The following is a 12,303-nucleotide window of genomic DNA, read 5'->3' as shown; positions in this document are numbered from 1 at the left end:
TCAGCTGATCTAAAAAGGAGTTGCAGAAGTATTGGTGTGGATTATCATGACATTTTTATTGATTAATGCAGGAATTTTTATTTTTTCTTATTTGAGGACAAAAGATATTGATTTAAAAACGTCAGACGGCTATTTTCTCGGCGGGCGCAGTCTCACTGCCCTCTATATCGGAAGTTCGCTGCTTTTAACCAATTTGTCAACGGAACAAATGGTTGGATTAAACGGGCAAAGCTATTCGGGAACCATGAGTGCGATGGCGTGGGAGGTTACAGCACCGCTTGCGCTCATTATGCTGGCATTTGTCTTTTTACCGAGGTATCTCAGTTCCGGAGTCACGACGATACCCGACTTTCTTGAAAAGCGCTATGATCAAAGAACGCGGCAAATCGTCTCGATCCTGCTGCTTCTGGGATATGCGACCTCGTTTCTGCCAACCGTTTTGTACTCCGGGGCGCTCGTTCTCGATCAAGTATTCAACATTTCATCCGCGCTTGGGATCAATACGTTAGTGACTGTTTTTTTAATCTCGCTTGTGATCGGCGCCGCAAGCTGCTGCTACATATTTTTCGGGGGACTCAAAGCCGCGGCCTCGGCTGATGCCATTTATGGCGTCGGTTTAATTCTTGGCGGTCTGTTCATCTTTGTGCTCGGAATTATGGCAATAGGAGACGGCAGCCTCTTGAGCGGCTATACAGAGCTGACGAGTGTACATAAGGAAAAGCTGAATGCCATTACAGCGGACAACTCTGCAGAAGTGCCGTGGCCGACGATTTTTACAGGACTGCTTGTGAACAACTTATTTTATTGGGCTGTTAATCAGTCGATCGTTCAGCGGGCGCTCGGAGCCAAAAACTTGGCTGAAGGGCAGAAAGGCGCATTGCTGGCCGGTGTATTTAAAACGATCGGTGTGTTTTATCTCGTTCTACCCGGCGTTATTGCTTATCACCTTTACGGAGGCCATATTCAAAACGCTGACACCGTTTATCCGAGGCTGATCGTTGATTTGCTGCCGACTGCACTGATTGGCGTCTTTGCCGCGATCTTATTCGGAGCGATTCTCAGCTCGTTTAACGGTTCGCTGAACAGTACGATCACGTTGTTTACATTGGATTTATACAAACCGCTCTTCAAGCCAGAGGCAAAAGAGGAAGAGCTCGTGAAAACCGGAAGGATCTTTGTGGTGATCCTGGCCGCGGTATCGATTATCATCGCACCTTTTATTTTGTTTGCGCCGTCTGGCCTTTACAATTATCTGCAGGAAATGTTCGGTTTTTTCAATGTTCCTGTATTGGCTGCCGTCGTCGTTGGATTTTTTTCGAAAAAAGTGCCGGCGCTTGCAGTGAAATGGGCGATATTTGCACACATTGTATTGTATACCATCTCAAAAATCTATTTCGGCCATATTCATTTTCTATATATATTGGCTGTTCTGTTTCCGTTTTCCGTCCTCTTGATGCTTTTCATCGGAAGATTGAAGCCAAGGCCGTCGGAATTCAAGCTTGAGAAAAATGCCAAGGTAGATTTGCAGCCATGGAAGCATGCCAAACTTGCTTCTGTTCTTGTGATTTGCCTGATGGCCTGCATTTACCTGTTATTTTCGCCTTGGGGGCTTGCCAAATAAAAAAGGCAGGGGATGTGCGTTCATCCTCTGCCTTAATGTTTTGTCCTTTGCGTTATTTGCCTTTATTTCACCTTAAAGATCCTGCCACTGAATTTCGCCGGATTTTGAATCAGGATCGATCGTTACTTCAAAATGATGCTTTTCGTAAAAATGGATCAGCCGGTCCACATGGTCCCAATCCCTTTTAGCAATGTCCCCGGTGATGACGGGGATGTTATGCTCGCGGGCTTTTTCCTTTAAATACTTCATACAGATTGAACCATATCCAAAGCCTGCCGGTCCTTTAATATCCCCGATATGGATCGCGCGTTTTTCTTCTGTGTAGGAAGCGACGAGAGAAAAATCACACCTCCCGCGGTACGGCGACTGGCAATCGCTTAACATGATCTTGCATGTCCGGCCATCATCAATCGAATGGACAATCATCCATTCATCGTCTTTCGATTGATCAATACCGAGCACTCGCGAATCTTTGGAGATATCCTTCATATTTTCACGCATCCGAAACAGTTGAAATTGCAGGTCGTTCAATTCCTTCTGCAAGCCGGAGCTGTCTTTTTGCAGTTCTTCATCCGTTATCATAGAACTTGCTCCTTTCCATTTAAACATACAGTTTTCGATTATAGTAAAAAGAACGGCAATTTGCAAATGGGTTGCTAGAATTAAATTTTAATGTAATTTTAAACAAATATTTCACATTCTACGATTTTTTTGTGATAGAATTCATATGACTTCTGGTATATTTACCTAGGATACGAGACAATGGATCCTCCTAATCCCAGAAAAATCATGACAAAAGGAGCGTACGATTTTGAAGAAAAGAATTTTTTCTCTATTGATGCTGATGTCAGCTTTTGTTCTTGTATTAGCTGCATGTCAGCAGGCTGATCCAAAAGGATCTTACGCAGCGGCTTATAAAAAGCTGATTTCTGCGAAATCATACGAATTTTCAAGTGATATCGGCTTGAAAGTTGACGCATCCAACCTTGGTGCGGAAGATAAGCAATTCGCTGACATGCTGAATGATGCAACATTGACGATCAGCGGTAAAACAAATGCTGAAACGAAACAGTCTGAGGCCGTTATTAAAGCGAAGCTGAAAGTCCAAAACATGTCTCTTGATTTCGATATTCCGGTTTATATGGATGAAAAGAAACAAGTCGGCTACATCAAAATTGACAGCGTTCTTGACAGCTTCGGCATCTTCCTTGGAACAGCCGGCATGAATTTTGACAGCGTCAAAGGCAAATACCTTGAATTCCCGCTTGAAGATGACAAATCTTCATCTAAAGACACGGATGAACTTCAAAAACAATTGATGGAATCCATCAAAGAAGCAGCGGACAATCTGCCTGCAGATAAGTTTGAAAAAGCTGATCTGACGGATAAAGAAAAAGAGCAGGGTGCTTCTCAAAAAGTCGCTTTCAGCTTTAGTGACAAAGAAATTAAAGCTGCGGTCGTCAAGTTCATCGAAATCGCCGGAAAAGCGAGCGGAGAAGCTGTTCCGAAGAGCGAGCTGAACAAGATTAAAGACGGACTGAAAGACGTCACATTTAAAAAATTCGATGTGACATCGACAATCGATGACAAAGAAAACCTTCTGACAGAAAATGCGGATATCTCTTTCTCGGTTGACAGCAAAAAAGCGCCTCAATCTTTCGGCATCACAGCATCAACGACTTACAAAAATATCGATGGTGACGTAAAGTTTGAGCATAAACCGAATAAAGAAGATATCGTAACTGAAGAAGAATTCGAAAAATTAATGGCTCAAGATGCTATGAATTTCTAAGGCACCCGCCTGTGTTCCCTTCCTCGTTCAAGAGGAGGGGAATTTTTGTATATTCTGTGACTAAATTCTGACGAAAAGCCGAAAACGTTGACATTCCTCCTGAATTTGAATACGATTTTGATAGCTTGCACAAATAGGAGAGATTGCCCGATATGACCCATACAAAAAAAAATAAAAACTACACAGGAATTGTTGTTGCTCTGACGATTATCATAAACGGCGTCATTGCCCTCTTGTTTTTTATGCCGAAAAGCGACAAATTCGCTCATTTGGATTTGACTTTTCTGCCGCTTTTGAACGCAGTCTGCAACAGCTTCACATTCATTTTCTTAGTGGCTGCACTGATCATGATTAAACAGAAAAACATTAAAGCGCACAAACGGTTTATTTTTGCCGCTTTTACGACAACGTTCATCTTTCTCGTCTCATATTTGACCTACCATTCATTGATGCCTGACACTCATTTTGGCGGGGAAGGGATTATAAGACCGATCTACTATTTTATTTTGATCACACACATTGTCTTGTCCGCTTTAATCGTTCCCTTGGCATTGTTCACGCTGTTCAGAGGCCTGAGCATGCAGGTGGAACGCCACCGCAAAATCGCCCGCTGGACGATGCCGCTTTGGCTGTATGTCAGCCTGACAGGCGTTCTCGTCTATATGATGATTTCCCCATATTATTAAAAGAAAAAAATCCGTTCCCTTATACAAGGGGAGCGGATTTTTTCTTTTAGCAGCTTCTTCAAAAATAATCTTTCTTAATTGGATATCCGTCCTACACAAGATATAGCAATCACCAATATAAATAATTAGAGCATTGGATAGAAATGAAAAGGGAGATGCTTATGAAAATTCTTCTTGCCACTTATTGGAGTATTCCGCACGTAGGTGGTGTGTGGACATATATGGTCCAGCTGAAAGAATCGCTTGAATCTATGGGACATGAAGTCGATCTGCTTGGATATGGAGAAGAGAACGAGATTGTTCATATTGTAAACGAAGATCGCAAGGTGAAAAAAGAACAGCTTTTGCCTATGATTGAGCAATCAGTCGATCAACAGTCTTTTCCGCAATTATATGACAATCAATTGGTCCACTTTACTGAGATCCAGCGCTATGTATACGAACTTGCAGCTATTTATTTAGGGCTGGAAAAATACGACCTGATCCATGCCCAAGATGTCATCTCAAGCGGCTGCCTGAAAAGAGTGAAGCAAAAAGACACGCCGCTTGTTGCCACGCTTCACGGGAGTGTAGCCCATGAAATCAGACATCAGCTTACAACGATCCACAGGAAGTCTAATTCTGACATCGCAAGGGCGTACTTTGACCATCTTGAACGGGTCGGCGCTGTTTCGGCTGACGCTACAATTGTTGCCAACAATTGGTTGAAGAATCTGTTGACAAAGGAATTCGATACACCGGAGGAACAAATCAGCGTTCTCCATTATGGCTATGATATTGACAGCTTTCTAAAACGAAAGGATACAAAGTCAGCGGAAATACCGCAAACAGATAAGAAAATTATCCTTTTCACAGGAAGGCTCGTTGAAAACAAAGGTGTTCAGCATCTGCTTGCCGCACTTTCGCATTTAAAAGAGGTTCGGGATGATTGGGTATGCTGGATTGCCGGCGACGGGGAGAGAATGGCGGGACTGAGAATTTTATGCGGGCAGCTCGGTTTGGAAAACGATGTCGTGTTTATGAAAAAGCGCGATGATGTCCCATATCTTCTGTCAATCGCTGATGTGTATGTTTTGCCGAGTCTTCTCGAAAATCAGCCGCTGTCTGTTATTGAAGCGCAATTAGCCGGACTTCCTATTATCGTCAGCGATGCAGGGGGACTTCCCGAAATCGTTGAACATAATGTGACCGGTATGGTGACGCCTAAAGGAGATGCACAGGCAATTTGCAACTCTATCAATCAGTTGTTGGAAGATGAGACGCTTAGAAAAACTTTAGGGTCCAATGCACACAAATTTGCAATGGAGTATTGGAATATGGATGAAGCTGTCAACAAGGTTTTGGACATTTATCAACAAACTTTAAAATAAAGGAGACATGTCGTATGAAGTCTGAAATTAAAAAGCATTTGTTTGAACTTCTGACAAAAGAGGAAATCGATGTCGGTTGGTGGGATAAATATTTGGAATTGCTTTTCGAGTTCCGAAAAGAAAGAGTTGAAGCACTGGCAGAAAAGGCAGCTCAGACGAATTCAGCAGCAGGCTCAGAAGCTGTATCAAATGAACAGCCGGCTGAATCCGGAGAGGCCTTAAAGAACGAAAGCTCAACCAATGTAAACAGCAAAAATGAAGTCTTAGACGAATTAACAGCCAGCTTTGAAGAAATGAACAATAAAATTATAGAAAGCAATAATAAAGTGCTTGAAGCGATCAAAGAGTCACTTCCTGAAAATTACACACTTCCAAATGATACTACATTAAAATTCTTTCAAACACAAAATGAAACCAAAACAGAATAGTTATTTCTCAATCAACCTTCGGTGCTCCGAAGGTTTTTATTAAGTCTTTCAATCTATCAATATTGGATTGAATTTTAGGAGCCGATCTTAGGTTGTTGTCTTTTACCTTTTTATTACACCGACATACTATGTTATAAAGACCAGATGCTCTACTTATAGCGAGAATGTTCCGTCAGTAAGCACAAGGAGTGAGTATATGAATTTAAAAGAGATACAAGGCGAATATGATGCGGTTTTCAGCCTAGGGCATTTGTGCCTGACAGCTCTTCAGCTGAGAAAAATGAATAAAAGACCTTATGCAGGACCTTTTGATTGGGTCGGCACCTCGTCGCTGCCTGATCTGTGCCGCTTGATACGAAACCGGTTTGAAGGGTTTATGAATCCTATAAATTTGAGAGTGACGGGCTATTCTACAGGAGTTGCCACTAAAGACCCTTTTATCTCGGTTACGGATGATTATTACTGCATTGACTCGGCACACGATTTTAAAGCGGATCGAAATACACTCGACAACCTGGCTACTTATCATGAAGTAATAGAGAAGTTTAATAGGAGATTTAACAGATTTTTAGAAAAGACCTCGACTGCAAAGCGCGTGCTGTTTGTCAGAACGAGCGGCACGATGCAGGAAGCCAAAGAGCTTGAAGAGGTGCTCTCTGATTTGGTTACAAACGATTTCAGCGTTCTTTTGATCAATCATACAAATGTATCCGGTATTGTTGAAAATCACTGGCCGCTGAAGAACGTATGCGCTGTTGAACTTCCTGATCAAGAAATTTGGCAATCAAACGACCCGTATTGGAGAGAAATGTTCCAAGGCATAACAATTCGTTAGTTTTTCGCCGATGAGAATGATTGACTAAGGCACAAAGGGAGAGAAAAAGCGGATGTTTGAAAATAAAACGATATTCATTACTGGGGGAACAGGCTCATGGGGTCAGGAACTCATACTTCAGCTGCTAGCCTCAAGCCCTAAAAAGATCATTGTATTTTCCAGAAATGAAGAAAGACAAGTTCAAATGAGAAGGCAGATTGAAGATCCGAGGCTGACGTTTTTCATCGGGGATATTAGAGATCGGAAAGCGCTCAATACAGGATTAAAAGGTGTCGACTATGTCTTCCATTTAGCAGCGCTGAAGCATGTCCCGGTTTGTGAAGAACAGCCGCTTGAAGCATTAAAAACAAATGTCACAGGGACCGAAAACGTCATTGAAGCAGCGATCGAAAACGGCGTTAAAAAAGTCATCAACGTCTCGACTGACAAAGCGGCCGACCCTGCCAACTTCTACGGAATGACGAAAGCGATCGGCGAGAAGCTGATCGTATACGCGAACCATCTGTATTCAGACACGGGTTTTATTTGTGTAAGGGGAGGAAATGTGCTTGGAAGCAGCGGAAGCGTTCTTCAGCTTTTTAAAGACCAGATCAGGGAAAAGAACCAAGTCGCCATCACAGACAAAAGAATGACCCGTTTCTTCCTTACGAAGGAAAAAACGATTCAGCTTTTATTAAAAGCGGCTGAAAGCGGCCAAGGCGGGGAAATTTTCATTATGAATTCGCCGGCCTGCAAAATTTTAGACATGGCTGAGGTGCTGATCGAAGCTTATGGAAACGAAATAACGTCCATCGCAGAAACGGGGGCAAGGCCGGGGGAAAAGCTTCATGAACTGCTGATTTCACCTCATGAACGGCAGCATGCTGTCTCATTTACAGATGACCTCGCGGTGGTGCTTCCTGCAATCAAAATGCCCGAGCTTCATAAAAAGTATGCGGATTGCCAGCCTTTAGAAACAGATAACTTGAGCTCAAAAGACTTTTTAATCTCAAAAGAGGAAGTAAAAGAAATGCTGAAAAAAGGCGGTTTTTTGGATTAGACGGATGGATCGAAGCGTTCACGGGGAATATGCGAACTGATGACAAGCATGGCATGCGTCTGCAGGCGATGCTTTCGTTCGCTCCTCCAAAACAGGACAAGCCGGGCGAAAAATCACCCAGCCAGCCGCTTTGTCAATGTTCAAGTGTTAATCCTTCGATATGTTCTTCGACTTTTTTTGTGCGTTCCATTACTTTTTCCGTGTAAGAGTAATCCCCGTAGCAATAAGGATAGCGGAAATTGTTTGTATCCCCGCCGCAATTGTACAGGTCGGGGTTCTTTTTGACTTGTTCTTCGGAAAATGCCTTTGCCAGCTTCTCAGAGTGCTTTCCGCCGTGTTTTGAGACATAGTCGATATAACCGGCCCCCATATTATAGCTTTGGATAATCGTTTCAATATCGACGCCTTTTTTCTGTCCCTTTTGATACATTACTGTAAAATGGCGCACACCCTGCTTAATGCTTGCTTTTGGATCGTCAATCTCATTTCGCTTCATGCCGAGAGATTCCGACGACTGCATCGGATCACCGCCTCTGCCTTTTGACTCTTGATACATCATGCCCAATAAAAGACCGGTGTATTGTGAAAGACCCTGTTTATCGAGTTCTTCTTCAACAAGAGGCTTGTAATCTTTTAATCTCTCAAGAATATTAGATTCAGTGTCAAGAGGAAGCCATTTTAATTGTTCCAGACCGGAGATGGCAAAGAAAATGATCAATGGAACAAACACAAAAAATGACAAACAGCCAGCTCCGGCTAAACATCCTGATTTCTTTTTCTTCAATGGTTTCACCTCTGTAGCGCCCTGATGCAAAACAGTATACAGTCTCATTTATTATGACATATCTCTACAAGAAGACCAAGCGATATACCATTCTAGCGCGGATCGCGATCAAAGCCGAATGTGACGTCCGGAAGAGAACGGATCCTGAACAAAAAGTATATAAAACCGGCAATCAGCCAGCCGGCTCCAATTATTAGCGCATTTTTGCTGATGCTAAGCAGCAGCCAGCCGCAGAAAGAGGCCCCTAAAAAGGGCATAACCAAATAACGAAGCGTTTTTAAAAAGCCTTTTTCCTGCCTCCGAATGTAGTAATGGCCGATGACAGACAAATGGACAAAAATAAATCCGATCAGCGCGCCGAAACTGATGAATGAATAGATGACCTCTAATTCCCCGATCATGGCCGTCAAAGAAATCAGCCCGATGAACAAAATATTAAATACCGGCGTCTTTAAAGTCGGATGCACGTAGCCGAAAAAGCGTTTCGGAAGAGAGCTGTCACGCCCCATTGCATACAAAAGCCGCGAAGCGCTCGCATGCGAAGAGAGCGAGGATGAAATGACTGCGACCATCGTTCCCGCCAGAAAGAAGGACTTTAAAAAAGCGCCTCCCGTATATAGGGCTATTTCCAGCGATGCCGAATCGGCATGCCGGAAGTTATCATAGGACGGATAGATTTGCTGCATCAAATAAGAAATCGCCGTGAACAGCGTTCCGCCGATCGCTACTGTTAGAAAGATGGCTAACGGAATGTTTTTCTTCGGGTTGACCGTTTCTTCAGACATTGTAGAGATCGCATCAAAACCGAGAAACGAAAAACACAAAATCGTCGCCCCTGACACAATCAGGGAAGGTTCGATATCAGAATGGAAAAACGGATCGGCAGAAATCAGCTCGCCCGTCCCGAGGCCGCCTGCCAGCCCGGCGATCATAAATCCGGCAAAAGTCAGGGCGACGATCACTTGAAAAGCGACGAACAGCCCTGTAATATTTGCCGTTAGTCTGATGCCTAAAACATTGACGACAGTGATGGATAGAGCGAGCAGAACGACCCAAAAACCATGCGGCACTTCTGGAAAAGCCGCCGTTAAATAAGCGCTGCCGATCGCAAAGTTGACCATCGGCAAAAACAAATAGTCCAGCATGATCGTCCAGCCGGCTAAAAATCCCGCATGCGGATGAATGCTTTCATATGCATAAGTATAAACCGATCCCGCTTTAGGGTAAGCTTTGACCATGCTGCCGTAGCTCAAAGCGGTCAAAAGGAGGGCGGCAACAGTGAATACGTATGCCGCCGGAACGTGTCCCTTTGTCAGCTGTGCGACAACTCCGTAGGAATCAAATACGACGAGCGGGTCCATATAAGCAAGGCCGATCACAACGAGCGGGCCGAGTGTAAGGCTTCGTTTAAGCGCAGTTTCGTTTTTCAATGACTTCTAAATCCCCTTATGTAAAAAATACAGAAATTAAGACATATTTTATCTGTTTTTTTGTGCTTGAGCAAGCGTATGAAAACCTCTTTTTTCGCATAAAAATAACAAATGTTGCAAACCCTTTGAAAAAAGGCAAGGAGTATGAAGATATGGATATATTGAGAGGCTATGTTGAAGCCGTCAAAAGAAATATGGAAACGATGAATGCATCTGATTATGATGGAAAAGAAGAGGATTTAAGAAGACAGCAGGAAGAGCTCGAACGCTATGAACAACAGTTAAAAGAGAAAAGCGCTTCGGCCGAAAGCTTTGATCAGGTAGTCAATGCCGCTGTAGATTGCGCGGCCGGCGACATTTCCTATTCACAGCTTGAACAAATGTTTCAACCATAGGCAACTGGCGTCCAGGATCATCGGACGCTTTTTTTCGCTTTCAGAAAATTGCCGGACTCTTCGAATGACAGGTCATTCTGAATCTTTAGAGCATACCGACACATAAAAATATTTGTATACATGAAGAGGATGGTAAAATATAGTTTAAAAGGGGAGGGGCAACTTTGAAAAACCATATTTGCACGACGTGCGGCGTTCAATATAACGCTGCTTCGAAAGAGCCGGCAGAATGCATTATTTGCAATGAAGAAAGACAGTATGTCAGTTTATCAGGGCAAACCTGGACAACACTGGAAGAAATGAAGCAAAGCGGGAGGTTTCAAAACGAGATCACCTTTGTAGAGGAGCGCCTATACAGTTTGACGACAACACCCGAATTCGGCATCGGTCAATCGGCGTACCTGATTCAGGAGCCCGGCTTTAACTTGCTGTGGGATTGTATTACATACCTGGATCAGCGTACGACTGAGAACATCGAGCAGATGGGCGGAATCCAGGCGATTGCTTTATCACATCCGCATTATTATTCTGCACAGGCGGAATGGGCTGAAATGTTTGATGCTCCGATCTATATTCATGAAGATGACAAACAATGGGTGCAGCGGCCGAGCAGCCGGATTGTTTTTTGGTCCGGCGAAACTCTCAAGCTATCAAGCGGGTTGACCTTGCACAGGCTTGGCGGCCATTTTAAAGGGGGAGCGGTCTGCCATTGGGCAAACGGGAACGCAGGCAAGGGAATCCTCCTTTCAGGAGACATTATCCAAGTTGTTCAAGATCGCAGGTGGGTGAGTTTTATGTACAGCTATCCGAATTTGATTCCTCTTCCCGCCGGCAAAGTGCAGCAAATGGCTGATCAAATAAAGGATGTTCCATTCAACAGGCTGTACAACGCTTTTCGCCGCTCAGTTGAAAAAAACGCCGGAGAATGTGTGCAGAGGTCTGCTGCAAGATATGTAGAAGCGCTTCAAGGAACGCTGTTTTCGACTTGATCCGTTAAAACTTTTCAACCGGTATGTTTTGGTATATGATATGGAGGTAAAAGTCGCGCGGAAAAGGTGAAAAGCATGAGTGAGCACAATCAAGAAACAACAGAAAAACAGGTGCGGGCCGAGTTAGATGAAGAAACTTTATTTCTCGTTTCACAGACGTTTAAAGCGCTCTCTGACCCAACGAGAATCAAAATTCTTCACCTGCTCTCACAAGGCGAGCATTCGGTTAATGAAATAGCAGAGAAGCTGAGTCTCCTGCAGTCAACCGTTTCTCACCAGCTCAGGTTTTTAAAAAACCTTCGTCTCGTCAAATCAAGAAGGGCAGGGACTTCCATTTTTTATTCTCCGGAAGACCAGCATGTCCTCGATGTACTTCAGCAGATGATCGATCATACACAACATGACTAAAGTTTAAAAGGCAAACTCAATTTCCCGAGTTTGCCTTTTTAAGCTGAGCGCTTTTCTTCGGTTCTGCCTTTTTTTAAAACAAAAAAAGAGAAACCGACATAATAAACGGCCAGTACAAAAAAACCGATCATCGTCGCCGGGTCCTGCGCAAAAAGGGCGCCGTAAGCTGCCGAACCCCCGTCTGAAACCGCAGTCTGCAGCTGGCCGATCTCGGCGATCCGGTACAGAAACCGGTATAAAAATAAAAAGAGTACGATCAATTCAACCCATAAATGCGTTCTGAAATAAAGGACTCCGCCCCGATTTTCGATCGACACATGCTTCAGCGCATAGACGGTCAAGATGAGTCCGAGCGCGATCCCAATCAGATCATAAAAGTATGATAAAGGGTGAAGTGCGCTCATCGTCAGCAGAAAAACGAAAATTCCCGAAAAAAGGATGATCCGGAACAACATGCGTGCCGGCTTTAAAGGCTGATAACCGACCGACCGTTTGAACTTGATATAGACGATGGACACAATGATGA

14 protein-coding genes are annotated in these 12,303 nt (G+C 43.7%); 10 read left to right on the top strand and 4 right to left on the bottom strand.

Features of this window, described 5'->3' with window-relative positions:
• The first annotated feature begins 31 nt into the window (after positions 1-31).
• A complete protein-coding gene (locus TRNA_RS32465; RefSeq protein ID WP_009328092.1) occupies positions 32-1,621 on the top strand; it encodes a solute:sodium symporter family transporter in 1,590 nt (529 codons plus the stop codon).
• Between the two features lie 72 nt (positions 1,622-1,693).
• Here TRNA_RS32465 and TRNA_RS32460 read toward each other — a convergent pair whose 3' ends face one another.
• On the bottom strand, positions 1,694-2,203 hold the full coding sequence (locus TRNA_RS32460; protein WP_003182581.1) for a GNAT family N-acetyltransferase: 510 nt from the start codon (positions 2,201-2,203) through the stop codon (positions 1,694-1,696).
• 229 nt (positions 2,204-2,432) lie between these two features.
• Here TRNA_RS32460 and TRNA_RS32455 point away from each other — a divergent pair, with 229 nt between their 5' ends.
• From TRNA_RS32455 to TRNA_RS32430, 6 genes are all read left to right on the top strand, one after another.
• Positions 2,433-3,413 (top strand): hypothetical protein, encoded by a 981-nt coding sequence (locus tag TRNA_RS32455; protein ID WP_003182579.1) that lies wholly within the window; start codon positions 2,433-2,435, stop codon positions 3,411-3,413.
• Positions 3,414-3,565: 152 nt separating this feature from the next.
• On the top strand, positions 3,566-4,099 hold the full coding sequence (locus TRNA_RS32450; RefSeq protein WP_003182577.1) for a DUF420 domain-containing protein: 534 nt from the start codon (positions 3,566-3,568) through the stop codon (positions 4,097-4,099).
• 161 nt (positions 4,100-4,260) lie between these two features.
• Entirely contained in the window at positions 4,261-5,469 is a 1,209-nt protein-coding gene (locus TRNA_RS32445) for a glycosyltransferase family 4 protein (RefSeq protein ID WP_003182574.1), read from the top strand.
• Between the two features lie 14 nt (positions 5,470-5,483).
• Positions 5,484-5,897, top strand: coding sequence for a hypothetical protein (locus tag TRNA_RS32440; RefSeq protein WP_003182572.1), 414 nt, complete (start codon positions 5,484-5,486; stop codon positions 5,895-5,897).
• A gap of 196 nt (positions 5,898-6,093) precedes the next feature.
• Entirely contained in the window at positions 6,094-6,732 is a 639-nt protein-coding gene (locus TRNA_RS32435) for a papain-like cysteine peptidase (RefSeq protein WP_003182570.1), read from the top strand.
• Between the two features lie 52 nt (positions 6,733-6,784).
• Positions 6,785-7,771: a polysaccharide biosynthesis protein gene (locus TRNA_RS32430; protein ID WP_003182568.1), complete on the top strand. Its 987-nt coding sequence runs from the start codon at positions 6,785-6,787 to the stop codon at positions 7,769-7,771.
• Between the two features lie 133 nt (positions 7,772-7,904).
• On the opposite strand, the gene TRNA_RS32425 is transcribed toward TRNA_RS32430, so the two are convergent.
• Together TRNA_RS32425 and TRNA_RS32420 are read right to left on the bottom strand one after the other, a co-directional pair.
• A complete protein-coding gene (locus TRNA_RS32425) occupies positions 7,905-8,555 on the bottom strand; it encodes a lysozyme family protein (RefSeq protein ID WP_009328096.1) in 651 nt (216 codons plus the stop codon).
• 92 nt (positions 8,556-8,647) lie between these two features.
• Entirely contained in the window at positions 8,648-9,985 is a 1,338-nt protein-coding gene (locus tag TRNA_RS32420) for an APC family permease (RefSeq protein ID WP_003182564.1), read from the bottom strand.
• Positions 9,986-10,137: 152 nt separating this feature from the next.
• Between TRNA_RS32420 and TRNA_RS44140 the strand changes: the two genes are divergently transcribed.
• The 3 genes from TRNA_RS44140 to czrA all read left to right on the top strand — a co-directional run bounded on the left by TRNA_RS44140 (position 10,138) and on the right by czrA (position 11,777).
• Entirely contained in the window at positions 10,138-10,380 is a 243-nt protein-coding gene (locus TRNA_RS44140; protein WP_011198035.1) for a YnfE family protein, read from the top strand.
• 164 nt (positions 10,381-10,544) lie between these two features.
• Complete coding sequence (locus tag TRNA_RS32410) at positions 10,545-11,369, top strand: MBL fold metallo-hydrolase (protein WP_003182559.1); 825 nt, start codon at positions 10,545-10,547, stop codon at positions 11,367-11,369.
• Between the two features lie 75 nt (positions 11,370-11,444).
• On the top strand, positions 11,445-11,777 hold the full coding sequence (gene czrA / locus TRNA_RS32405; RefSeq protein ID WP_003182557.1) for a Zn(II)-responsive metalloregulatory transcriptional repressor CzrA: 333 nt from the start codon (positions 11,445-11,447) through the stop codon (positions 11,775-11,777).
• 38 nt (positions 11,778-11,815) lie between these two features.
• Here czrA and TRNA_RS32400 read toward each other — a convergent pair whose 3' ends face one another.
• Positions 11,816-12,295: a sporulation protein gene (locus tag TRNA_RS32400; protein WP_223307049.1), complete on the bottom strand. Its 480-nt coding sequence runs from the start codon at positions 12,293-12,295 to the stop codon at positions 11,816-11,818.
• Positions 12,296-12,303: the final 8 nt, after the last annotated feature.

Source organism: Bacillus licheniformis DSM 13 = ATCC 14580 (assembly GCF_000011645.1).
GTDB lineage: Bacteria > Bacillota > Bacilli > Bacillales > Bacillaceae > Bacillus > Bacillus licheniformis.
Note: the sequence above shows the minus strand (reverse complement) of the source record. Positions and strands in the feature narration are given on the sequence as shown.

Excerpts from the sequence above, each read along its gene's own strand:
- TRNA_RS32440 (WP_003182572.1), top strand. The coding sequence starts at position 5,484 with ATGAAGTCTGAAATTAAAAAGCATTTGTTTGAACTTCTGACAAAAGAG.
- TRNA_RS32450 (WP_003182577.1), top strand. The coding sequence starts at position 3,566 with ATGACCCATACAAAAAAAAATAAAAACTACACAGGAATTGTTGTTGCT.
- TRNA_RS32435 (WP_003182570.1), top strand. The coding sequence starts at position 6,094 with ATGAATTTAAAAGAGATACAAGGCGAATATGATGCGGTTTTCAGCCTA.
- TRNA_RS32430 (WP_003182568.1), top strand. The coding sequence starts at position 6,785 with ATGTTTGAAAATAAAACGATATTCATTACTGGGGGAACAGGCTCATGG.
- TRNA_RS32445 (WP_003182574.1), top strand. The coding sequence starts at position 4,261 with ATGAAAATTCTTCTTGCCACTTATTGGAGTATTCCGCACGTAGGTGGT.
- TRNA_RS44140 (WP_011198035.1), top strand. The coding sequence starts at position 10,138 with ATGGATATATTGAGAGGCTATGTTGAAGCCGTCAAAAGAAATATGGAA.
- czrA (WP_003182557.1), top strand. The coding sequence starts at position 11,445 with ATGAGTGAGCACAATCAAGAAACAACAGAAAAACAGGTGCGGGCCGAG.
- TRNA_RS32460 (WP_003182581.1), bottom strand. The coding sequence starts at position 2,203 with ATGATAACGGATGAAGAACTGCAAAAAGACAGCTCCGGCTTGCAGAAG.